We start from the raw sequence: 23,648 nt of genomic DNA, 5'->3' as shown, positions 1-23,648 counted from the left end.
TAGCTGAGGATGCATAGAGCGATTAATCGTGGCTTAGTCAATTAAAATTAATCACTAACAATTAACCATTAAACACTTCTTTGTCCGCCGCGCATCCGCATCCTTTGGCGCATCCGCCGCCTTTTCTGCTGCTGAATGATTTATAGAATTTCCAGCCTATAAAGCCTCCTGATACCAGGAAAAGAACCAGGACGATAATTTCTTGTGTTGCCATAAGTTAGAAACAGCAGGCTACTACCAATTGTTCCGTGCAGCCAGCTGAAATGCATGCTGGTAATGGTGTTCGCTATGCCATGCATAATTCGCAATAACTGTATCCAGTCTCACTGTTTCATTATTTCCGGGATGGTAGTAAGTCCGCGCCAAATCCGCGTCATTCATGGAATTTAATAATAAAACCCAGCGAAGATGTACGTATCTGATCAGTTGTAATGACAATTCTACCTGTGCGGTTTGTGCATCAGGGAGCTCTGCCCAGGCAGCTTCGTTGTAAGGTTTAACGGTAGGGTTATCCTCGGTTAGCGCAAGCCGAAATCTCGTATATGCATTAATATGGCTGTCAGCAACGTGGTGTACAAGCTGGCGCACTGTCCATCCATCCGGACGATATGGCGTACTAAATTTATCTTCATCCCAGCCACCCATCAAATTAATGAACTTTGAAGGCAACGCGCTAATGATCTGAATATTGGTTTTTATCTCAGCCGGAGTGTAGCTACTCTGAGCGTTGAATTGTCCTATCGGGTATTTTAGTTTTTCCAGTTCCATGGTGATAATTCTTTGGTAATTTGTGATGGTGAATTTAGAAATTGGCTCGTATAACTTCAACCAGTTCCTGGTGCGCTCCGGCAGCTGCAATAATATCACCTCCAAAAAGGTAATTGTCGCCACCGTTAAAATCCGTAACCGTACCGCCCGCTTCTTTGATGAGCAATACGCCGGCTGCCATATCCCAGGAATTGAGATTGTACTCGTAAAAACCGTCGAATCTTCCGGCGGCTACATAAGCAAGGTCAACCGCTGCTGCGCCCATTCTTCTGATTCCATGTGTTTTACGCATCAGCAATTCCAGTATGTGCATGTAACGCTTTTGCTTTTCAAATTTATAATAAGGGAAACCGGTTGCAATAAGGCTTTCCTGTAAAAGCGGAGTCGTAGATACCTGCAATTTCTTGCCGTTACACCATGCTCCGCCATCTTTCCAGGCATAAAACATCTCATCCATATTAGGCTGATGAATTACACCGAGCAGCAAGTCTTTGCCTCTTGCCAGGCCCACGCTCACACAATAAACCGGAATTCCGTGTATGAAGTTGGTAGTGCCGTCCAAAGGATCAATGATCCAGTTTAGTGCTTCGGGATCAGGTTCTTGTCCGGTTGTGCCTTCTTCGGTGATGTAACTTGCTTCGGGTAAAATTTTACTGAGACCCGCCACCAACAACTTTTCTGCTTCCTTGTCTACATAAGAAACCAGGTTGTTCAGGTCTTTGTATTCAATTTTGTCACGGGAAAAAAGTGCTGCTTCCATCTGTATAAAAGCGGACGCTTTTCTAACGATCTCTATGGTTTGTTGGGTCAGCAATTCAAGATTCATGCGTCAATTATCCGTTTTGCGGGATTTTAGAAAGTGAGTTATTCATGTAATACACCCTGATGATCAGTATCAGTAGTATTGGAATAACGACAAGGTTATGTTTTAAAAGATTTCCGGTTGCACAAAGTAAAAGAAATCCATAAAATATCAATAGAAACTGAAACCAGGATGGTTTTTTGTTTGGCGAAATAAAGAATATCAATGGCATCCAGAGTGGAAACGCCCACAGGATATCATAGTTAAAAGCCGTTACGCCATGGTTGGTACCGAACCACAGTAAAAGGATAAACCAGCCAATAACTCCTGCAAAACCAAATAATATTTTATCCAGCGTAAAGTCAACCTTATTCTTTTTTGTCTGCCAATAAGTGAAAGCAAGAACCAGACCAGCCAGAACCCAGAAGAAAATCATGGGGGTAATGAGTTCTGCATTATCGACGGGCTGTGCGACGAAAATGTCTTTTTGGGATGCCACAAGTGGTAGTGTTTGCCCGCCTATTTTTATTTTAGAATCCCTGAAAGCCGCACTCAGGTTATCGGGTAAAAATGTAGCCTGCTCAGCAGTTGCAACTTCGTCGGATGGCGCACCAATTGCAAGGTCCATTCCAAAGTCAGCCCATGGATTTTGCTTATAAGCGTATTTGTCAATCCACTGGCGGAAACTCCTTTTTTCGTGGGTATAACCAGGGAACTCGAGACTATCGCCGCAGGCTGCTTTGAGCGCAGTAACCATACGGGTAGAGCAATTGTCGAAGAAGAATTTATACTGATATAATCTGTTTTCTGGCAAATAATTGTTTTCCAGAAAATTATAGAGCTTTTGTTTCTGGGAGGCCGATAAATTTAAAACTTCTTCCTTGATAGACCTGTTTTCCGCCTGCCAGTAAGCTGCCTGCTGATAAAGCGGTCCGACTGAAAGAGAGTACGGCAGCGTTCCTCTTAGAAATTTTACATAGAAATTTCCGGTTTCAAAACTGAAAGTACCGTAATTGTAAGCCCTGTCCAATCCTTGCATTGGGTCCGAAACCCAGAGTACACTATGGCCAAACCCAGAGTAAAGTTCGTTTCCGGGGGCAACGGTGATGAGACTGATTTTAGCTTCCGGACTTAGTGTTCCAAACTGTGCTGAAACTTTACCAGAAATTAGCAGCAAGCAAAACAGGACAAGAGTGAGTGGCTTCATATTATAACTCCTGGCAGTCAAAAAGAGGGATTTTAAATTAATGTTCATAAATGTTGATAACATAACGTGTTAGTCCTCAGAATCGTCGTTTGATTTTGCTCCACTGTTTTTTCCGCCAACGATGATCACAATTTCACCTTTAATCGTTTTTGCAGAAAAGTAGGCCAAAACCTCCGTAACGGTTCCGCGGATATTTTCTTCAAAAATCTTTGTGAGTTCGCGTGAAACTGAAACCTGGCGGTCGGGTCCGAAGTATTCCGCAAACTGCGTTAAAGACTTCACTAAACGGTGGGGCGATTCGTAGAAAATCATCGTCCGCTCTTCGTTTACAAGATTTTGCAGACGGGTTTGCCGCCCTTTTTTATGAGGTAAAAAACCTTCGAAAGTAAATCTGTCGCTGGGTAGGCCAGAGTTAACCAGTGCTGGTACAAATGCCGTTGGGCCGGGCAGACATTCTATTGTGATGCCGTATTTGATACATTCTCTTACCAATAAAAAACCCGGATCGGAAACTGCCGGTGTACCCGCGTCGGACACCAGTGCCATGGTTTCACCTTTTAAAATCCGCTCAATAACCCGAGTCACCGTCTGGTGTTCGTTGTGAATATGGTAACTCTGTAAAGGTTTGCTTATTCCGAGGTGTTTTAAAAGGTTACCCGAAGTACGTGTATCCTCAGCAAGAACAACGTCCACAGTTTTCAACACATTAATGGCACGGAGCGTGATATCTTCAAGATTTCCGATTGGAGTTGGTACTATAAAAAGCTTCATTTTTGTTCGAAAATCTGATCTATTGAGGTGGCTAGTTTTCTGTCTTTTTCTGTCACTATGTTGCCGGCATCATGCGTATTGAGCTCAATGCTAACTTTGTTGTAGGTATTGGTCCAAAATGGGTGGTGATCCATTTCATCCACTACTGCTGCAACTTTTGTCATAAAGGCAAATGCTTCTTTAAAGTCTCCGAATGTGAAACTTCTTTTCAGTTTGTTATCTTCTTCTTTCCACATGATCAGGAAATTTAGGATGGAATTTAATTGCTGTGGTCAGCAAAGCATTATCGAACGAAGATACAAGGATAAAACTTGTTTTTAAATTATGCCGTGGCCTAATCCATGATCAAGTATATTTGAACTTTGATTCGGTCATATACATTATAAGGTTACTTAGCGCGTGCGGGCTTTGCTGAGAATAAAATATTAACAGTCCGGAATTGATCATTTTAAGATTTTATTTACCAGATAAATATGAAAATTGAAATAGTACGTGTGGATGATGCTTTTCATTTTGAGGGAAGCGGTTCTTCGGAAATAAAAGTACATACCGACGGATCTCCGGAAATCGGTGGAACCAATCAGGGTGTGAGACCAATGGAACTTTTACTGATGGGTCTTGCGAGCTGCAGTGCGATCGACGTGGTCTTGATCCTGAAAAAACAAAAACAGGAAATAACGGATTTCAGAATCGTGGCAGACGGCGACAGGGTAGAAGAGGAAGGAACAAAACGTTCGCCTTTCAGAAATATCCACCTCACTTTCAAGTTTGCAGGAAACCAGCTTGATGAAAACAAGATCAACCGAGCCATAGCACTTTCGATGGAAAAATACTGCTCGGCGACTGCCCAGCTGGAAGCATTGGCAACCATAACGCACAGCGTTGAAATTGCATCAGTTTAAGACAGCGCTTACCAGTAAATTAACCGCAATGGACGCAAAGATGACGCAAGGACATGGGCTGTTTTTTGTCATTCTTTGACATAAAAGGACTACTCAGTGAAACTCCTAAACTTCTCTGTGAACCTCTGTGTAATTAAAAACTCTTACGACTAAATACCGGAATTTAAATACCAATGCAACAATATCACGATTTATTACGCCACATTCTTGCAAACGGAGTGAAGAAGACTGATCGTACCGGCACGGGTACAATCAGCGTTTTTGGCTATCAGATGCGGTTTAATCTCAAAGATGGATTTCCGCTTGTTACAACCAAAAAGGTTCATACCAAATCGATCATATACGAGTTGCTCTGGTTCCTGAAAGGAGATACAAACATTAAATATCTGAAAGACAACGGTGTGTCGATCTGGGATGAATGGGCGGATGAAAATGGCGACCTGGGACCTGTATATGGCAAACAATGGAGAAGCTGGGAAGGCATCGACGGCAAATCTGTGGATCAGTTGCAGGAGGTATTAAAACTGCTTAAAAATACGCCGGATTCGAGACGAATAATGGTTTCAGCCTGGAACCCGACTGAGCTTTCGAAAATGAAATTGCAGCCTTGTCATGCTTTGTTTCAGTTTTATGTGGCTCCTCCGGATGAGGAAGCGGGTGAAACGCGTGGCAAATTATCCTGTCAGTTGTATCAACGCAGCGCTGACGTTTTCCTGGGTGTTCCTTTTAACATTGCCAGTTATGCTTTGCTAACGATGATGATCGCTCAGGAATGCGATCTGGATCTTGGCGATTTTGTATGGACTGGCGGTGATACGCATATTTACAGCAACCATTTGGAACAGGTTGAATTGCAGCTAAGCCGAGAGTTCCGTCCGCTTCCTACAATGGCAATCAATCCCGACATTAAGAGCGTATTTGACTTCAAATTCGAAGATTTCGAGCTTCAAAATTACAATCCATGGCCGGGAATTAAGGCGCCGGTAGCGGTTTAGGGTAAGGGAATTAAGAATTAAGAATTAAGAATGAGGATCGGGTCGCCGGTGCGATTAAGAAGTCAGTAGTTAAGGAGTTATGATATAGGGATTTGAAGTTAGAAGAGTTATTTTTCTCTATTAATAACACTTCATTTTTAATTCCTAATTCTTTATTTTTTTCATGAGTATCCAATACATTTTAGAAATTATCGGAACCTTTGCTTTTGCCATTTCCGGTGCTTTGGCTATGAAAGACCAGAAGCATCAGGATTGGTTTGGGGCTAGTTTTACTGCTTTTATTTCTTCAATCGGTGGTGGTACATTGCGTGATATTTTGCTGGATAGTTATCCACTCGTTTGGATTAGCGACATCACCATCATATACGCCATCATGGCAGGGATTTTGGTAACCTTCGTTTTTTATAAATTTCTTCTCAATCTCCGAAAAACACTTTTTCTTTTCGATACCTGCGGTATTGCCTTGTTTACAATTGTAGGTACAGAAAAGGCATTGAACCTGGGGGTAAGACCAGAAATTGCCGCAATTATGGGCATCTTCTCGGCCATTATGGGTGGGGTGATTCGGGATGTAATGACCAACGAAATACCAATTATTTACCGCAAAGAGGTATATGCAACGGCCTGTTTTGCAGGAGCTTGCTGTTATCTGATTCTCGATAAATTCGGAGCAGAAAGGAACTTTGCATTTATTACAGCTTCATTATTGATCATTTTGATCAGGGTACTGGCTGTTCGTTACGAGTGGACTGTTCCGCGGTTTTTCAGGTAGTGATGAATTCAATTGCCAAATCTTAATTTTGTTTGCAATTCGTCTTAAACAAAAATAGCCGCTCCAATCGAAGCGGCCACTCTGTAAATTCTTAGAGCAAATACTTATTTTTTCTTCTTCTTTCCTTTAATTGCCGAAGCAGCTTCTTTTACAGCTGGCAATTTGGCTGTCATACTTTTAATACCATTTTCAATTTGTCCTTTGTAAAAGCTTGCAAATGCACCGTCACCAGATGCAGCTCCAACTGTCAGTGCTTTTTGTGCAACAGGTATTGCTTCTGCAACTTTTCCAAGCTTGGACAAAATCTGTGCTTTCAGCCATAGGTTTGAGAAAGTCTCTTTTATGCCAATCGCTTTGTCAGCCATAGAAAGTGCCTGCGACAAATCTTTTCCTTTACCAAGCAGGTAACCTGCTGTGCTTTGTAATGTAGCAACGTCTTCTGGTTTCTCAGCAACGGCTTTGTTCAAACCAGCCATGGTAAGTTGGTCCGTGTCAATGCTAATTTGTACCGGAACTTTAACAGATGCCCAGTTGATATTCAAGTAAGCTGTGCTGTCCGAAATGTTTGAAAAGTCGATCGAAAAGGATTCCGTAAAATCTGACGATGTAGGGACAACCATAATGCGTGCTACATCTTCTGTCTCCTTGTAATTATCCGTTCCTCCCTGGTTGAAATTCTTATTCAAAATGACTGCCCAGGCAGAGCCCGAAGGGATAGAAAACAATGCATATTTTCCAGCTGCAACTTTTTTGCCACCGAATGAAAAGTCAGTGCTTGATTCGAGTGTAGTGGCCATGTTGGCTCCTGTGCGCCAGATTTGATTATAAGGAGCAAGCGTAGAACTGTCTGCGAATATAGAACGGCCTTTTATATTTGGACGGGAATATTTCACGGTGAAATCAGTCACTCCGACAGTCTGCATGACGCCAGCCGCAGTGCTTGCTTGTGGTGTGCGCTGAGCCATGGATACAGTTGCAACAGCAATGGCCAAAGAAATTGATAATAGATACTTTTTCATTTTAACAGGTGGTTTGTGTATTATTTTTAAACTTGCAGCGAAATTAGAATGAAAAGTTTAGATAGCCTACGATGAACCGAAACAGTTTACTGTCGCTGCTTGACGCCTACAATACCACCGACGTGGAAGAGGCGGAAATGCTTACTGAAATGAAAAATTTTGTTGCCACTAATAAGGATTGTTTTGAGAGAACTTTCGCGCCTGGCCATGTTACAGCTTCCGGTTGGATTGTTTCTGAGACGGGCGATCAGGTGTTATTGATGCATCACAGAAAGCTGAATCGCTGGTTTCAGCCGGGCGGACATTGCGACGGAGATCCGGATGTACTGGCCGTTGCACGGAAGGAAGTTGAGGAAGAAACAGGGCTATTGAATTTTAGACTGGCAAATGAAGGCATTTTTGATGTGGATATACACCTTATTCCTGCCAATAGCAAAGATGCTGCGCACTACCATTACGATGTGCGGTTTTTGTTCAAAGCTGATGCGCAAACAGAATTGGTCATCAATTCCGAATCCAGGGATCTGCGTTGGATTTCGCTGTCAAAGGTTCAGGATTACAACAATTCGGAGTCTATTATGAGAATGGCCAGAAAGGCTATTTTTTAATAAATTTTAGTGTCCGTTCGCGGGAATCAACACTGGTTTTTAGAATGTAGAGTCCGGAGTTTAAGCTACTGGTAGCTATGCTGGTTTTGGCGGAAAGTCTTGTTTCCTGCTGTGAGATAAGGCTTCCGTTCACCTGATATATTTTCAGGGAAGCTTTTTTGCCAACCAATGATTCCGGCACTGTTAAAAAAAGTACTCCTTCCGTCGGATTTGGAGATAGAGTAAGGTTAGAAAGTATATCTTTTTCAGTTCCCAACGGTTGGAATTCCTCCTGAATAATGTGTTCCGCAACACTTATTCTGGGTACGCCATATCCCAAAATATTGTTAGGATTAGCGGCCTGATGTCCCGATTTTTTTAATACATATATAAGTTGTTGAGCCGTAAGGCGGGGATAGGCCTGCCACAGAATAGCACTTAGACCGGCAATGAGTGGTGACGCAAACGATGTTCCGTTACTGGTTGCTACATTACCTGCTGTGTTTCCAATCACAGCTCCCTGGCCTACCGCAGCCACATCAGGTTTCATTTGGTTGATGGCGTTAGGTCCAACGGAGGTATTTGTATAGGGGCTAAGATCCAATGCAGTTCCGCCCACTGTTAAAACTGAATCTACATCCGCCGGGGCGGATAACCCGGCACTACCTTCGTTTCCTGCTGCATTTACTACAAGCATTCCCGTACGAGTAGCGTAACGGGCTGCACGGCTGATAATCGTCGTCTTACCATCCATTTGCGCACGCGTGTAATTGTAAGCAGGGGTATTGAACTCCCTTGCAAACGTGCGGTAGCCTAACGATGAATTGATAATATCAGCACCAAGACTGTCGGCTCTTTCCGCGGCAAGCAGCCAGGTAACTTCTTCATAAGGTGATTCTTCCAGATCATTTTCGGTACGATACAGCGCAAATGCAGCTTTGAAAGCTGCACCGATCATGGTAGATGGAACGTATGCCGCTATGGTGGAAAGAACATGCAAACCATGCGAACCGTCGTTGTACACATTCCCGTCCCGCGCTACGAAATCGTGAGAGTCTACCAGCCTTTTTTCATCATACATTGATTTGAGGAAACTAACATTGTTGCCGTTCAGAAAACCATTATCAAGAACAGCAATAAGCATATTTTGACCTTGAAATCCTTTGTCGTGTAACTGGCTTGCTTCCATAAGCGCAAGCTGGCTGTTCATTCGCCCATAATCCAGGTCTTCGTAAGTGCCCAATTTATCCTGTACGGCTTCCGTCCGGAATATACCAGGTGATGCTGATGTGAGGTTAGCGACGGGTAAATTCAATTCTATTCCACGATAAAAGGGCAATTTTTTTATTTGTTCCAATTGATCTGCGGAAGCCTCAACGAGAGACCCGTTAAACCAGCGTGAAGAATAAATGAGTTTTGCACCTGTCTGTGTAATAGCCGCATTGTAAGCCGGATTCACCGGAAGATCATTTGTAGTGAAAGGAATGTTCTGACGTGTTCTTCTCAGCACGGACCGTTCAGATACGAATTCGGTTGGTTTGGAAATGGAATAGGGAGAGCCTGTTTTGTCTTTAAACAGAACCAGATATCGCGGATTGTTTTGTGCGGAAGCCACTGTTACAAACAACGAGCACAAGAAAATGAGTGATAGATATCTTGTCATTTTTTAATGTAAGTTTTTAATACGCTGATCTCTTTATACCCCGAATTGATAATCCCTTTTCCAATACAATCCGGTGTGTTACAATATTTGACAAACACCTTCTCCGTACTTATGAGTCCAATCTCTGCTGCATACATCTCTATATACTTGTTTCTGGACAAAAGTGTGGAATCGTCCTGTCGGATTATAGTAACTGTGTTTGGATAGTGAATTGAGCCGATCGTGAGAGGTTTATTTTTAGCAGTACAACGAAAAATAGTTTCGGGTAATGTGTTGTAGTCATTTCCGTTCCATGCAGTTCCATCTGCCAACGGGAAAATCATTTTTACAACTGTCTGCCCGTTTTCCTGTATATATGCTTTGTCTAAACCACGCCACAAAATGCTAACAGAATCTTGTCTCCATTGGTTTTGTCTGGTATTAACTTCAAATTCTATTTTATATGCCAGATTCCCGTTAAGGTCTGTAAAAGAATTTGTGATTGTCTGTCGAAGGTTAATTTTTTTGTTTGTCGGAGTTTCGCTCAATGAATAGTTTATCCTTTCAACCTCAAATACGGATTCACTTCCCACCGCTAACGGGAAATAGGAAGTATCTGGTGGCGCGTTTTCCTGATCTGACGAGCAGGAAAACACGAAAAGAATAAGAAGTGCAATTTGTACCTTTTGCAAAAATTTGATGGTGACTTTCATGGCTTAAAAAACAAAGAAGTACACTCAAATCATTTTAAGCAGAAGCTTTGACCCGGGTCTTATTTCCTCCCAAATGGCTGCAATCAAGCAATGAATCGATACCTGAATAGGGCACGATTGATTTTAAATAACCATAATTGTCGGCAAGAGGTACAGTCCGGTTGTTGTCTCCCATCGAAATATCAACGTCACTCATGCCAAACTGACAAGGATGTTCATACCCAGCCGCATGTGTGATTTCAATAATTTCTTTCGACAGCGTTTGCATGTAATTTTTGAAACGTTCACTTTTAAGTGTTGGATCTATACCTGCTTCCAGCCATTTGTTATTGGTGGCAATTCCCGTTGGGCAACGGTTGGTGTGGCAGGATTGAGCCTGAATACAGCCGATCGACATCATTGCTTCGCGGGCGACATTAATCACATCGGCTCCCATTGAAAACGCCATCACAGCCTGAGCGGGTAAGCCAAGTTTGCCTGAAGCGATAAAGGTAATTTTGTCTGTAAGGTTTCTCTTTTGGAATATCTTATAAACCGTACTGAACGCAAACACAAGAGGTAACGAAACATGGTCTGCAAATGATGGAGGTGCAGCTCCTGTTCCACCTTCTCCGCCATCTATCGTAATGAAATCAGGACCTTTCCCTGTCTCCACCATAATGTCAGCGAGCTCTTCCCACATGTCTGTTTTACCCACAGCCGATTTAATACCAATGGGTAATCCGGTTTGCTCAGCCATTTGTTCAATAAAATCCACCATTCCTCTGACACCCGAAAATGCACTGTGATAAGGTGGAGAAACAATATCCTTACCCATCGGTACCTGGCGTATCTCCGCAATTTCTTCGGTTATTTTGCTTGCCGGAAGTACTCCGCCTTTTCCTGGTTTAGCACCCTGCGAAAGTTTGAGTTCGATAAGTCGTACAAATGGTTTGGTTTCTGTCATTCGCACCAATTTCTCCATTACAAAATTGCCGTCGTCGTCGCGGACACCGAAATAGGAAGTTCCCATATTGAAAACCACATCGGCTCCGTATTGGTGGTACGGAGATAATCCACCTTCGCCGGTATTGTGATAGTTTCCAAATTGGAAAGAACCTTTGTTGAGCGATTCAATAGCCCTCGCAGAAAGTGAACCAAAACTCATGGCGCTCACATTAATAACCGAATGCGGACGATAGAGGCGTTTTCTGTTATGATGTTCACCAATTACTTTGGCCGACGGAATGGTGTAATGGTTAGGATCTTTTCCCTGGCTTACATGATGCGGATGCGATGCCGGAAGTTGGTAAGGAAGCATGGCAGGCTTGATGAGCACGTAACCCGGTTCCTGCATATTTTGATCTGTACCAAATCCCTGATAATTGTTTTCCTTTTTGGAAGAAGCATATATCCAGGATCTTTGGCGACGATTGAAAGGTAACTCTTCTCTGTTGTTGGCAACAATATACTGGCGTATTTCGGGACCTATTTTTTCAATCAGGTATCTGAAATGCCCGACGAGTGGGAAATTATGTTGAATCGTATGCTTTTTCTGTAAAATATCGCGCAGAGCAAGCGCAACTAATAAAATGAGGATGTAAGCCCAGAACGGGATAGAAAAAAGAAAATGAAGAGCGGGTTCCATTGGGATTTAACTTGATGAAGAAAAATTGAACCCGTCAAGATAACAAAGTTTCCTTTAATTATCCTGACGGGCTGCTTGTATTACAATTCTTCTATTACAATTCTTCCCAGGTGGTGACCTTGGCTAGGTCAGACCAATATCCAGGATATGATTTTACAACCACGCCTGGCTCTTCGATAATAATCGGGTGAAGCATTCCCACTGGTGCGAAAGCCATCGCCATGCGGTGGTCATCATAAGTGTGTATCGACGGCGTACTTTCCGGGAAGTCTGCTATGCGCGATACCCTATATAAATGATTGGTTTCAATTTCTTTGAGCTCTGCACCAAGTTTTTTCAACTCCTGCTGTAAGGCAAGTACGCGGTCCGTTTCCTTTATTTTAAGGCTTTCAATTCCTGTTAAAGAAAGCGGGATATCTTTCAGGGCACAGCAAACGGCTACGGTTTGAGCCAGATCCGGGCAGGCTGTAAAGTCCCAGCCGATGGAAGGCGCTGCATGTGTTTTTCTCAGCAGTACACCTCTTTCCGTGAAAATACTCTCAACACCCAGATGGCTCATAATTTCCGCAATGGCGCTGTCTCCCTGTAACGAATCTTTTTTGAGACCAAGAAGCTCAACTTCAGCATCGTTGGCCAGAGCCACAATGCTGTACCAGTAACTAGCACCCGACCAGTCTGACTCTATGGCATATGGAGCTTCCTTATACCTTGATGCCGGAATGTGTATAACATTGGTTTCCCAGTTTGCCTGATAATCGATTCCAAATGCTGCCATTTGGTTTAAAGTCATTTCAATGTATGGCCTGGATCCGACTTCTCCTTCGAGCTTGATGGTGAGGCCGGCTGGCAAAGCAGGAGCAATGAGCAAAAGCGCCGAAATATATTGGCTGCTCACATCGCCGCGCATGGTCAATTCATTGTTGCCCGAATAATTGAAACCGTTTATCAACAGCGGAGGATAGCCTTCCACTTTTTCATACTGGATATCTGCACCCAAAATGCGTAGTGCATCTACCAGGATTCCAATCGGACGTTCACACATTCTAGGTGTTCCGGTCATGCGTTTTTTCTGATTGGTAACCGCAAAGTATGCAGTCAAAAATCGCATGGTTGTTCCCGCATCAATTACATCTGCTTCAAAATCCTCAGAACCCAGCAATCTGAGCATGGTTTGCGAATCTCTCGCTTCTGAGATATTCGAAAGTTCGGATCTGAAACCCGTAAGAGCGTTAATGATCAAAGCTCTGTTACATTCACTTTTTGATGCAGCCAGTTTAATTTCTGACTGTATTGGTTGCTGCGGCGGATGGACAAGAATAGATTTCACTTTATAATATTACAAGGTTATTGGAGCAAAAATCGGAGAAATAGTGTTGGAGCCGAACTGTATGTCAGTACGTTTCAAGTACTTTTAATTTGTTGCGGTTGTTTATTTTCAGTGACGAAAAGGACAATTTGTAGCAGAAAAAACCGGTTGCTATAAAAGCACCACCCACGGCAATGGTAGAGCCGTCGGTAGTAAAACGTTTGTTGTCAAGCCCTTTATTAAAAAAGTCAGCTCCGATGTAAATCAGTCCGGCAAATGGTAACAGATAAGCAGCCTGACTAACGAAGGGAATGCGGCGGGATACTTTCATGAGGCGGATGTCTTTTAAAAGAATATCCTGATAATCCATTCTTCCAAGCGCATCATTCACAATCCCAATTGTAAAAGAAGAATCCTTCACAGCTGTGATCATGTCGTTGAATCGTATCGTTTCGTTATTGAGCCTGAACTTAATGTTATCGCCAGGGAAGAAACGATATCTGTGGAAACCTCCTATTACCGGAGATGCATCCAGAATGATGTATTTCTGCCCGGGTGTGCTTATGATCCGGTTGTTGCTATTTTGTTTCAGGAAAAGTTCTTCGCTGGAAAGTGCTTTTTGTGGATCATATTGATCCTGAGACCAGGCTGGAAAATTAGCAAGGACAAAAAGAAAGAGTATAGTAAGGTATTGTTTCATGTATCAAAAAGAATGGTTCAAAGATAGGGAATCATTCTTTTAAACGGGCAATTCCGTTGCAATGTTGCCCGGATTCAGCTCGATGGGTCATCATCTTCGTGGGTTTCCTCTTTGGAAATTTTGACCGACACACCACCCGAAATTAACATTTTCATTACGTCGGTTGAGCTCGTTTCCAGCATAGTGAGATTTTCAACCGGAACAATGAACAATTCGCCCGAAAGTGAGTAGGAAAGTGGCATGTATACAGCTACATGATCATGTATATTCAGGTGGCTAAGGTCGGTTTGTGTTATAAATCCAATCTTTTTAATTCCTGTGTCTTTATACATCGTCACCAACACAGGCTGGTTGAATTTCTTTTTGTCCCCAACAAAAGCCAGAATCAGATCTTTGATAGAATAGTAGATCAGGCTCACCAATGGAATTCTCCGCATAATGCTCTCCGTAAATTTTAGGAACGATTGCGGAACAAACGTGGAGAAGAAAAAACCCAGCAGAATAATCCCCCCAACGATGATAAGACCTCCCAAACCAGGTAGGTAAACCATCTGATTCCCGGAAATGGGTACGTGTATTGGAATAATATTGTCAAGAAACTCAATACCAGTCCAGATGATGAGTGCGGTGGCATACAACGGTGCAACCAGAACCAATCCCCGGATAAAATAACTTAGGATACGTTTTATAAAACTATTCTTAATTTCCATTTACAGTTTTGTATGCCGAATGATACAAGATTTATTAATGACTATACGAAGGTACAGTTTTAAACCGCTTTTGAGTCGATTCAGTGCCGTACCGGGGAATCAAAAGTTAGTATTCTGTCCAATTGCAAAGTGAAAATATTGGACGGTGCAGATGGAATACGGATATTTGCACCCGCTGGTTTCAAAGAAGTATTCATAGCAGCGATTTTAGTATCAAAAGCATTTCCATTTAGCAGGTATATATGTATCAGGCAAGTTATTTAAAGCATTTTACAGAAGAAGTATTTTTGGCAATTGGCTGCCGTCCTGAAGAAGCTAAACTGGCATCAGAGGTATTGGTAAGTGCCGACCTTCGTGGTGTAGATTCCCACGGAATTGCTCGTCTGGCTGGTTATGTTCGGTTGTACGACAACGGACGCCTTAATCCGACACCGGATATAAAGATTGTTCACGAAACGCCAAGTACTGCTGTGGTGGACGGAGACCGCGGTCTTGGACTAGTAGTAGCTCCCAAAGCGATGGAAATTGCAATGGAAAAGGCTGAAAAGGTTGGATCGGGATGGGTTTCTGTTCGGAACTCCAACCACTTTGGAATTGCCGGTTACCACGCCATGCTTGCTTTGCAAAAGGAAATGATCGGGATGACAATGACCAATGCTGCTCCGCTGGTCGCGCCTACTTTTTCCCTGGATAAATTGCTGGGTACAAACCCCATTGCAGTTGCCGTTCCGGCTTTAAATGAGCCGCCATTTGTTGCGGATTTTGCCTCTACGGCTGTCGCGTATGGGAAATTTGAAATATTGCAGCGAAAAGGTTTGCCAGCTCCGCTGGGCTGGGCTCAGGATGCAGAGGGACACGACACAACGGATTCCAACGCTGTGAAAAGTGGTGGTGGTTTGTTGCCATTAGGCTCAGACAGAGAACATGGCAGCCATAAAGGTTATGGACTTGGTGCTATTGTTGATATTTTTTCAGGTGTGCTTTCCGGTGCCAATTTTGGTCCCTGGGTTCCGCCATTCGCTACTGCCGGATTCATGTCGGCTCAGCAAGGTGTGGGATTGGGTACCGGGCATTTTCTTGGTGCCATGCGTATAGATGGTTTCAGGCCGGCAGAGGATTTTAAAAAGGATATGGATAAATGGATTGGTGCTTTCAGAGGAGCGAAAGCGGTTGAGGGGAAAAAAGTTTTGATTCCTGGTGATCCTGAGAGAGAAATAGAAGCAGTGCGTAGTGTAGAAGGGATTGAACTTTTGGAGCCGGTTATATTGTCATTAGCAGAACTGGCTACGCGTTTCAGTATTAGTTTTGACAAAAATATTTAATTGTATTTAACATTTAACCGGCTGAAAGTTAAAGGCTGACAGCTAAAAGCTAAACAACATGTCTCGTAATTTAAAAGTAGGATTATTTGTCACACTGGCGATCCTGACGACAACGTTCACATTTTACTTCTGGCAGATTTTCAAAACGCCTAATATTCAGGCAGATAAACAATCCAGCTTCGCTTTGCTTATTCCTGAAAGCGGCACATATCAGGGCGTGATTGACTCTTTGAACAAACACGAGGTCATTACCGATCAGATTTCTTTCCGGTTTCTGGCGAAATTTTTGAAATATCCCGAAAAGGTAAAGCCGGGGCGATATGTTTTTAAGCCTAACACCACTAATTATGAAGCTGTAAAAAAACTAATTTCCGGTGATCAGGATGCGGTGAAGCTAACTTTCAACAATATCAGATTGAAGGAAGACCTGATCAAACGCATCGGAAGTCGTTTTGAATTTGGAGAGGATAATTTCAGAAAGGCTTTAAACGATCCGGAAGTTTGCCGTAAATATGGTTTAGATACGCTTACAATTGTTTCCATGTTCCTTCCAAATACCTACGAAGTTTTTTGGACTACAGGAACCGAGAAGTTCCTTGACCGCATGCATTCGGAGTATAAGAAATACTGGACGGATGAAAAACTGGCAAAAGCAAAGGAAATAGGTTTGACGCCGGTACAGGTATCAATTCTTGCTTCTATCGTTGAGGAAGAGCAGGCACGGAAGACAGATGAAAGGCCGAAAGTTGCAGGGTTGTATATGAACAGACTGAACGCCGCGATGCCTTTGCAAGCCGATCCTACCATCAAATTTGCCTTGCAGGATTTCGCAATCAAACGAATTTTAAACGAGCAGCTTCGGGTAAATTCACCTTATAATACATATGTAAACATCGGTTTGCCTCCGGGCCCAATTCGTGTGGCGGATTTGAAGTCGATGGATGCAGTGCTCAATTATGATAAGCATGATTATTTATACATGTGTGCAAAAGCGGATTTGTCGGGTTATCATGCATTTGCCAAAACATATCCTGATCACCTGAACAATGCCCGGATGTATCAGGCGGAATTGAACAGATTAAAAATCATGAAGTAATACAATCCGAAGGAATAAATGTTTCTTTGGAGCGGAGCCGGATAAGGGTCTGTCGGCCTCTGATCCGGCTTTTTTGTTTACGCAATATCAGATAATAAAATGTTTATCTACGAAGTAAAAGGAATAAGAGTCCGCTATGCCGATACCGACCAGATGGGTTATGTGTATTATGGCAATTATGCGCGTTATTATGAAATTGGCAGGGTGGAAGCATTACGCAGTATAGACTTTCATTATAAGGCAATGGAAGATGAAGGTGTAATGATGCCGGTGTATGAGAACCGGTCGCGTTATTTGAAACCCGCACGATACGACGACGTGCTTAGTATTAAGGTTATTCTGAACCAACTTCCTGGTGTGAGGGTGGTTTTTCAATATGAGATAAGGAATCAGGATAATATTTTATTGAATACCGGCGAGACCACGCTCGTTTTTCAACGTACCGATAATGCGAAGCTTTGCATGGCTCCGGACAATCTGCTCGAAAAATTAAAACCTTATTTTTTGAAGTAGTAACTTAATTATCCGATCTATGCTCGAAAAACTGTTGAGAAACCGCCATGTTAGACAACTTGTGATCTGGCTTCAGAGAAATAATTTGTTTCGTGGAACGGTGTCGCTTTATGACATTCTGCTCAACGTTGTTCACAGTAACCGGAAATTCGACATAGATCAGAGAGCTTCTGGTGTCGCATATAGTTTGACACTCGCTTCGTTTCCAGCAGTCATTTTCCTTTTTACATTAATCCCCTACATTCCGATTGCGGATTTGGACAAGGAAATTATGGTGATGCTCCGGGAAGTGATGCCGCAAGGGATTTATGAAGATGCGAACGTCACCATCATGGACATTCTCAGCAGGCCGCGTCGGGATGTATTGTCTTTCGGTTTCATATTTACATTGTTTGCTTCTACCAATGGAATGATGTCGCTCATGCAGGCATTCGATATGGTATTTGAGGACGAAGAAACCCGCGGATTTCTGAAAACCCGCGGCATTGCCATACTGCTTACTTTGCTGTTAATCATTGTTCTATTCTTAGCCGTTTTGATGCTTATAGTCGGTGATGCTGCGATGAAACTGTTGAGTGACTGGCATATTTTTCAGGATGATTGGGTTGTTTTTACTCTGAATATTACCCGTTATCTGATCAGTTTCAGTGCTTTAATGTTAGCGATCTCTCTGGTTTACAGGTTCGCTCCAAGCCATGGAAAACGTTATGCCTTTATCAATCCGGGTTCCATTGTTGCTTCTATTTTGATATTGGTTGCTACCTACGCATTCTCTTTTTACCTCTCCAAATTCAGCTCCTACAACAAGCTATATGGATCCATAGGTACCATGATCGCCCTCATGATCTGGTATTATCTGCTTGCATTTCTGATCATTTTGGGCTTCGAGATCAACGCAAGTATCGACACTGCGAAAAGAAGGGTGAGTAATCTGAAAGGTTGAATTTTACCGATTAATAACTATCCGTTTTATACTGTGGTTTTGTCCCTGAATTTTGTGACTTTGGGTTATAGCTTTCGTATATATCAGCGTTCTGAAAAAATAAAATGGGGTTTTAAAAGTAATGAAACATCGAGAGCAACCTTTGGTGACTGTAATTGTTACTGCCTTTAATCACCAAAACTTTATTGAAGAATGTTTGAGATCTGTATTTGCTCAGCAATATGGCAATATCCAGCTTATTGTAATTGACAACGCAAGCTCTGACGATACCCTGCATATTATTGAGAGATTGCAGACAAATTCTCCCGATTTTATTCTTGTAAAAAATCTTTTCAACAAAGGGCTTTGTAAGGCATTTAACCAGGGATTGGCACTGGCTAAGGGAAAGTACGTGATCGACTTGTCGGGCGATGACGTTTTTTTGCCAGAGAGAATTGAGAAGCAGGTTGAAGCTTTTGAAAAGTGTTCCGAAGAATATGCGGTTGTATTTTCCAATGGAAGATATATAGATGTAGAAAGCAAACCATTGCAATACCACTACCATGTAAACGATGCAGGAAAGGCAGTGGGAAAAGTGCCAAGTGGTGATGTTTACAAAAAGGTACTTGAAAAGTACTTCATCTGTACGCCTACGATGATGATGCGCACAGAAGCACTTCGGAAAATAGGAGGGTACGATGAATCATTGAATTTTGAAGACTTCGATTTCTGGATACGTTCGGCAGTGAAGTATAAATATTTTTACGTGGATGAGGTTCTTACACTGAAAAGAGACACGCCTGGTTCTTTGCGGACTCAGGTCTATCAAAAAGGCAGCGGGATATTGGCATCTTATTATATAGTGTGTAACAAAGCTTATGATTTGAACCGGGATCAGGAAGAATTTGATCTTTTGGCAAAAAGAATTCGTACCTGTATCAGAAAGTGCCTCTATGCTCAGGAGTTTGAATTGGCGGTTAAATTTAGAAAGTTGCTTAATTATATAGAAAACCCTGGTTGGCAGACTGAAATGGTTGTTTTTTTATGCCGTCTTCATGTTCCCGTCAACGTTTTTTACAGATTTTACATTAATAATATCTATAAATTTTTCAGCAGGAGGAAGGATTTGGCTTTTGATATTGTTAATTAAAAAACCTAATTTTCGTTATGCCTGCCGACTTCATTAGAATATATCCTGAAAATCCTGACGAAAGAAGAATACGTCAGGTAGTTGATTGCCTTCGTGATGGAGGACTTGTCATTTATCCAACCGATACCGTTTACGGTCTGGGTTGCGATATTTATAATTCCCGTGCAGTGGAAAAAATAGCACGGATTAAAGGGATCAAACCTCAGAAAAACGATTTTTCATTTATTTGCTACGATCTGAGCCACATTGCTGATTTTGCAAGAGTTGGGAATTCAGCGTTTAAGTTGATGAAAAAAGTATTGCCTGGTCCATATACCTTCATTTTGGATGCAACAAGCAGTGTTCCGAAACTCTTGAACACCAATAAAAAAACGGTGGGTATTCGTGTGCCGGATAACCTCATTCCCCGTTTAATGGTGAAAGAACTGGGTAATCCAATTGTGACCACGTCGATCAAAGATGACGATGAGGTGATTGAATATTCTACCGATCCCGAATTGATTTTTGAAAAATTCCAGCATCAGGTGGATATGATCATTGATGGTGGATACGGTGGTAACATGGGTTCCACCATTATCCGGGCCGATGGTGATGATTTTGAAATCATCAGAGAGGGGCTTGGAGATACTTCTCTGTTCCTGTAAGGTTTTATTTTGGACTTAATGAAGTTGATTTTGTATAATAAAATACATGCAAAATATTTATTATTATTTTTTTGATAATATCACACCCCTTTCCCATATTTGATAGTGCCGGAATTATCTGTAAATGAAGCGAGTTGCCGGGAGGCACGCCTGGAACTGCAATACTTTCCCTGTCTGGATTATTTTGCCTGCATACTTTCTTATGATCATATATATATTGATGTTGAGGAGCGTTATGTAAAGCAAACTTTCAGGAATAGATGCATGGTTTTAACCGCTAATAAAGTGGATATACTTACGGTGCCCGTTAAGATCGAGAATAACGGTTTAACCAGAGACGTAAGAATAGATCATAGCCAGGATTGGACCAGACGGCATATTGGTTGTTTTCAATCGGCTTACGGAAAATCTCCTTTTTACGAGTATTATGCTCCCGAACTGATCAGTGTTTTTGAAAAGAAATACGATTTTTTGATTGATCTGAATTATGATTTATTGACAATTTGTCTTAGATTGGTAGGGATAAAGGACAGGGTGACGTACAATTTGTCAGGTACGGAAAATGCTCAAAACAACGTTATTGATGAGATTTCTCAAATAAATAATAAAAAAAGCGGGGATATTTTTAAATATTACACCCCGGAGCCCTATTACCAAACCTTCGGGAATGATTTTGTGAGTAACTTAAGCATTGTTGATTTGATTTTCAATATGGGGCCCGAAGCAAGAAGTGTTTTGTTAAGATCCTGCAAAAGACAATGAAGCTCATTTGAACAAAGATTGTTCAAGTAGCGTTTAGAATATTAAACACTTTTTTATTGCTGCATAATGGAAGCAAAATTTTCGAATAGAGTGAAAGAAGTAATATCTCTGAGCCGGGAAGAAGCGCTACGGCTTGGACATGATTACATCGGTGCCGAACACTTATTACTAGGAATGATACGTGAGGGCGATGGAGTAGCAATTGGATTGTTGAAGAAACTGGGAGTTTCCCTGGATGATGTGCGACAGACCATTGAGCAGGCAACCAAAGGTGCTGCAACCAATAATGTTAAAAACCTGCAAAATATTCCTTTGACTCGTCAGTCGGAAAAAGTACTTAAAATTACTTACCTGGAAGCCAAAATATTCAAAAGTCCTTTGATAGGAACTGAACATTTGCTTCTGTCGATTTTACGTGACGAGGATAATGTAGGGACCCAAATCTTACATAAGTTTAACGTTAATTACGAGGTCATTAAAGAAATGCTGGAATATCAATCATCAGGAACGAGGCCACACATGGGGCCGGAAACCGAGGACGGAGACGACGAAGCAAGAGGCGGAATGTTTGGCGGTGGAGGAAGTGGCTCAGCTTCAGGAAAAGAATCAAAGGGAGCGGAGAAATCCCGTACTCCTGTATTGGATAACTTTGGTCGTGATCTTACAAAAATGGCGGAAGTTGGAAAACTTGACCCTATTGTAGGCCGTGAAAAAGAAATAGAGCGTGTAGCCCAGATATTGAGCCGCCGCAAGAAAAATAACCCGATTCTGATCGGAGAACCAGGGGTAGGTAAAACTGCAATTGCAGAAGGTCTTGCTCTGAGGATCGTTCAGAAGAAAGTGTCACGAGTGCTTTTTGGTAAACGTGTTGTAACACTCGATCTTGCATCATTGGTTGCCGGTACAAAATACCGTGGCCAGTTTGAAGAGCGTATGAAGGCGGTAATGAACGAATTGGAAAAATCTCCGGACGTGATCCTTTTCATTGATGAGCTTCATACAATTGTTGGTGCAGGTGGTGCTTCCGGTTCTCTGGATGCTTCAAACATGTTCAAACCAGCACTTTCACGCGGTGAGATTCAATGTATCGGTGCCACTACGCTGGATGAGTATCGTCAGTACATTGAGAAAGACGGAGCGCTTGCACGTCGTTTCCAGATGGTAATGGTTGACGCTACTTCAATTGAAGAAACAATTCAGATTCTTGAAAACATCAAGGACAAATACGAAGAGCATCACCACGTAAATTACACTCCAGAGTCGATCAGCACAGCTGTGAAACTTTCTGAGCGCTACATTACTGACAGATTCCTTCCAGACAAAGCGATAGACGTTTTGGATGAAGTTGGTGCTCGTGTTCATATCAGCAACATTACGGTTCCTGAGGATATCCTTTCGCTTGAAGAGCAGATTGAAAATATCAAACAGGAGAAAAATCGTGTTGTTAAAAGTCAGAAATACGAAGAAGCGGCACAATTGCGTGATCGTGAAAAGAAATTGATCGATCAGCTTGACCGCGCTAAATTGGCTTGGGAAGAAGAAACCAAGCAAAAACGCTATACAGTTACTGAGCACAATGTTGCAGAAGTGGTTGCGATGATGACGGGTATTCCTGTTACAAACGTATCCATGGACGAAGGCAAGAAATTGCTCAACATGGCTGATGAACTTAAAGGCAAAGTTATCGGACAGAACCCACCAATTGAAAAGCTTGTAAAGGCAATTCAACGTACCAGGGTTGGATTGAAAGATCCTAAAAAGCCAATTGGCTCGTTCATTTTCCTTGGACCAACTGGTGTAGGTAAAACCGAGCTTGCGAAAGTATTGTCTACATATCTGTTCGATAAGGACGATTCTCTGGTGCGTATCGACATGAGTGAGTACATGGAGAAATTCAGTGTATCTCGTTTGGTTGGAGCTCCTCCGGGATATGTTGGATACGAAGAGGGTGGCCAGCTGACAGAAAAAATACGCAGAAAACCATACAGCGTTGTTTTGCTTGATGAAATCGAAAAAGCGCATCCGGATGTCTTTAACATTTTGTTACAGGTTTTGGATGATGGTATCCTGACTGACGGTTTAGGTCGTCGCGTCGATTTCCGTAATACGATCATCATCATGACTTCTAACATCGGAGCACGTGATTTGAAAGATTTTGGAGCAGGAATTGGTTTCTCTACAAAAGCGAAAGCAGAGAATCTGGATGACATCATGAAAGGAACCATTCAAAGTGCGTTGCGTAAAGCATTCTCTCCTGAGTTCCTGAACCGTTTAGACGATGTGATTGTGTTCAATTCTCTTCAAAGAGAAGACCTGCACCAGATCATCGATATTTCACTGGGCAAACTGTTCAACCGTGTAAAAGGTCTTGGTTACGAAATCGAGCTTACGGTTGCTGCGAAGGATTTCTTATCTGAGAAAGGATATGATCCACAGTACGGAGCTCGTCCTTTGAACCGCGCCATCCAGAAATACCTTGAAGATCCCGTAGCAGAAGAAATTCTGAAAGGTGATTTGCGTGAGGGAGATGTATTGGTAGCGAATCATGAAGAAAATACAGAAGAGCTGACAATCAATGTTCGGAAGAAAGAAGAGGAATTAGCTTAAATAGTTAAGAGTTATATTATAAAAGGGAAGAGGGCAGATCGCAGGATTTGTCCTCTTCCCTTTTTTTATCTAAATGGCTGAGCTAAAATAACTTGCACTTGATCTGTTACT

25 protein-coding genes are annotated in these 23,648 nt (G+C 42.3%); 12 read left to right on the top strand and 13 right to left on the bottom strand.

The window, feature by feature from the left end:
* Positions 1-61: 61 nt before the first annotated feature.
* Genes LZG71_RS05710 through LZG71_RS05685 form a run of 6 tightly spaced genes read right to left on the bottom strand, consistent with a single transcriptional unit; the run spans position 62 to position 3,802 of the window.
* A complete protein-coding gene (locus LZG71_RS05710; protein WP_233817897.1) occupies positions 62-214 on the bottom strand; it encodes a FeoB-associated Cys-rich membrane protein in 153 nt (50 codons plus the stop codon).
* 20 nt (positions 215-234) lie between these two features.
* Complete coding sequence (locus tag LZG71_RS05705; protein ID WP_233817895.1) at positions 235-768, bottom strand: YfiT family bacillithiol transferase; 534 nt, start codon at positions 766-768, stop codon at positions 235-237.
* Positions 769-802: 34 nt separating this feature from the next.
* A complete protein-coding gene (locus tag LZG71_RS05700) occupies positions 803-1,594 on the bottom strand; it encodes an inositol monophosphatase family protein (protein ID WP_233817893.1) in 792 nt (263 codons plus the stop codon).
* Between the two features lie 7 nt (positions 1,595-1,601).
* Positions 1,602-2,825: a DUF4105 domain-containing protein gene (locus LZG71_RS05695; RefSeq protein ID WP_233817892.1), complete on the bottom strand. Its 1,224-nt coding sequence runs from the start codon at positions 2,823-2,825 to the stop codon at positions 1,602-1,604.
* A 21-nt stretch (positions 2,826-2,846) separates the two neighbouring features.
* On the bottom strand, positions 2,847-3,548 hold the full coding sequence (gene rsmI / locus LZG71_RS05690; RefSeq protein ID WP_233817890.1) for a 16S rRNA (cytidine(1402)-2'-O)-methyltransferase: 702 nt from the start codon (positions 3,546-3,548) through the stop codon (positions 2,847-2,849).
* Positions 3,545-3,802, bottom strand: a complete 258-nt coding sequence (locus LZG71_RS05685; protein WP_310587734.1) for a 4a-hydroxytetrahydrobiopterin dehydratase — start codon at positions 3,800-3,802, stop codon at positions 3,545-3,547. The genes rsmI and LZG71_RS05685 overlap by 4 nt, the downstream gene beginning before the upstream one ends.
* A gap of 219 nt (positions 3,803-4,021) precedes the next feature.
* Between LZG71_RS05685 and LZG71_RS05680 the strand changes: the two genes are divergently transcribed.
* From LZG71_RS05680 to LZG71_RS05670, 3 genes are all read left to right on the top strand, one after another.
* Positions 4,022-4,450 (top strand): OsmC family protein, encoded by a 429-nt coding sequence (locus LZG71_RS05680; protein ID WP_233817886.1) that lies wholly within the window; start codon positions 4,022-4,024, stop codon positions 4,448-4,450.
* Between the two features lie 173 nt (positions 4,451-4,623).
* Positions 4,624-5,445, top strand: a complete 822-nt coding sequence (locus LZG71_RS05675; RefSeq protein WP_233817884.1) for a thymidylate synthase — start codon at positions 4,624-4,626, stop codon at positions 5,443-5,445.
* 163 nt (positions 5,446-5,608) lie between these two features.
* A complete protein-coding gene (locus LZG71_RS05670) occupies positions 5,609-6,217 on the top strand; it encodes a trimeric intracellular cation channel family protein (RefSeq protein WP_233817882.1) in 609 nt (202 codons plus the stop codon).
* A gap of 104 nt (positions 6,218-6,321) precedes the next feature.
* Here LZG71_RS05670 and LZG71_RS05665 read toward each other — a convergent pair whose 3' ends face one another.
* Positions 6,322-7,236 carry a DUF2911 domain-containing protein gene (locus tag LZG71_RS05665; protein ID WP_233817880.1) on the bottom strand — a complete coding sequence of 305 codons (915 nt, stop codon included), beginning with the start codon at positions 7,234-7,236 and terminating at the stop codon, positions 6,322-6,324.
* A 71-nt stretch (positions 7,237-7,307) separates the two neighbouring features.
* Here LZG71_RS05665 and LZG71_RS05660 point away from each other — a divergent pair, with 71 nt between their 5' ends.
* Positions 7,308-7,844: an NUDIX hydrolase gene (locus LZG71_RS05660; RefSeq protein WP_233817878.1), complete on the top strand. Its 537-nt coding sequence runs from the start codon at positions 7,308-7,310 to the stop codon at positions 7,842-7,844.
* On the opposite strand, the gene LZG71_RS05655 is transcribed toward LZG71_RS05660, so the two are convergent.
* The 6 genes from LZG71_RS05655 to LZG71_RS05630 all read right to left on the bottom strand — a co-directional run bounded on the left by LZG71_RS05655 (position 7,834) and on the right by LZG71_RS05630 (position 14,521).
* Positions 7,834-9,486 (bottom strand): S8 family peptidase, encoded by a 1,653-nt coding sequence (locus tag LZG71_RS05655; protein WP_233817876.1) that lies wholly within the window; start codon positions 9,484-9,486, stop codon positions 7,834-7,836. The two genes, LZG71_RS05660 and LZG71_RS05655, sit on opposite strands and share 11 nt — an antisense overlap.
* Positions 9,483-10,178: a hypothetical protein gene (locus LZG71_RS05650; protein WP_233817874.1), complete on the bottom strand. Its 696-nt coding sequence runs from the start codon at positions 10,176-10,178 to the stop codon at positions 9,483-9,485. Before LZG71_RS05650 ends, LZG71_RS05655 begins: the two co-directional genes overlap by 4 nt.
* A gap of 34 nt (positions 10,179-10,212) precedes the next feature.
* A complete protein-coding gene (locus tag LZG71_RS05645) occupies positions 10,213-11,805 on the bottom strand; it encodes an FMN-binding glutamate synthase family protein (protein WP_233817873.1) in 1,593 nt (530 codons plus the stop codon).
* A 94-nt stretch (positions 11,806-11,899) separates the two neighbouring features.
* Complete coding sequence (locus tag LZG71_RS05640) at positions 11,900-13,132, bottom strand: 3-phosphoshikimate 1-carboxyvinyltransferase (RefSeq protein ID WP_233817871.1); 1,233 nt, start codon at positions 13,130-13,132, stop codon at positions 11,900-11,902.
* 64 nt (positions 13,133-13,196) lie between these two features.
* A complete protein-coding gene (locus LZG71_RS05635; protein ID WP_233817869.1) occupies positions 13,197-13,811 on the bottom strand; it encodes a hypothetical protein in 615 nt (204 codons plus the stop codon).
* A gap of 74 nt (positions 13,812-13,885) precedes the next feature.
* Entirely contained in the window at positions 13,886-14,521 is a 636-nt protein-coding gene (locus LZG71_RS05630; protein ID WP_233817867.1) for a DUF502 domain-containing protein, read from the bottom strand.
* Positions 14,522-14,763: 242 nt separating this feature from the next.
* On the opposite strand from LZG71_RS05630, the gene LZG71_RS05625 reads away from it, so the two are divergent.
* The 8 genes from LZG71_RS05625 to LZG71_RS05590 all read left to right on the top strand — a co-directional run bounded on the left by LZG71_RS05625 (position 14,764) and on the right by LZG71_RS05590 (position 23,537).
* Positions 14,764-15,843, top strand: coding sequence for an Ldh family oxidoreductase (locus tag LZG71_RS05625; RefSeq protein WP_233817865.1), 1,080 nt, complete (start codon positions 14,764-14,766; stop codon positions 15,841-15,843).
* Positions 15,844-15,901: 58 nt separating this feature from the next.
* The gene (gene mltG / locus LZG71_RS05620; RefSeq protein WP_233817863.1) at positions 15,902-16,939 is read left to right on the top strand and encodes an endolytic transglycosylase MltG; all 1,038 of its coding nucleotides are present in this window, start codon (positions 15,902-15,904) and stop codon (positions 16,937-16,939) included.
* Between the two features lie 99 nt (positions 16,940-17,038).
* The gene (locus LZG71_RS05615; protein WP_233817861.1) at positions 17,039-17,452 is read left to right on the top strand and encodes a thioesterase family protein; all 414 of its coding nucleotides are present in this window, start codon (positions 17,039-17,041) and stop codon (positions 17,450-17,452) included.
* A gap of 19 nt (positions 17,453-17,471) precedes the next feature.
* Positions 17,472-18,395, top strand: a complete 924-nt coding sequence (locus LZG71_RS05610; RefSeq protein ID WP_233817859.1) for a YihY/virulence factor BrkB family protein — start codon at positions 17,472-17,474, stop codon at positions 18,393-18,395.
* 121 nt (positions 18,396-18,516) lie between these two features.
* Entirely contained in the window at positions 18,517-19,524 is a 1,008-nt protein-coding gene (locus tag LZG71_RS05605; protein WP_233817857.1) for a glycosyltransferase, read from the top strand.
* Positions 19,525-19,541: 17 nt separating this feature from the next.
* The gene (locus tag LZG71_RS05600; RefSeq protein WP_233817855.1) at positions 19,542-20,168 is read left to right on the top strand and encodes an L-threonylcarbamoyladenylate synthase; all 627 of its coding nucleotides are present in this window, start codon (positions 19,542-19,544) and stop codon (positions 20,166-20,168) included.
* A 105-nt stretch (positions 20,169-20,273) separates the two neighbouring features.
* Positions 20,274-20,930 (top strand): WbqC family protein, encoded by a 657-nt coding sequence (locus LZG71_RS05595; RefSeq protein ID WP_233817853.1) that lies wholly within the window; start codon positions 20,274-20,276, stop codon positions 20,928-20,930.
* 66 nt (positions 20,931-20,996) lie between these two features.
* Positions 20,997-23,537, top strand: a complete 2,541-nt coding sequence (locus LZG71_RS05590) for an ATP-dependent Clp protease ATP-binding subunit (protein WP_233817851.1) — start codon at positions 20,997-20,999, stop codon at positions 23,535-23,537.
* Positions 23,538-23,648 lie beyond the last annotated feature (111 nt).

It is taken from the genome of Dyadobacter sp. CY312, assembly GCF_021390535.1.
In the GTDB taxonomy this organism is placed as follows: Bacteria; Bacteroidota; Bacteroidia; order Cytophagales; family Spirosomataceae; genus Dyadobacter.
Note: the sequence above shows the minus strand (reverse complement) of the source record. Positions and strands in the feature narration are given on the sequence as shown.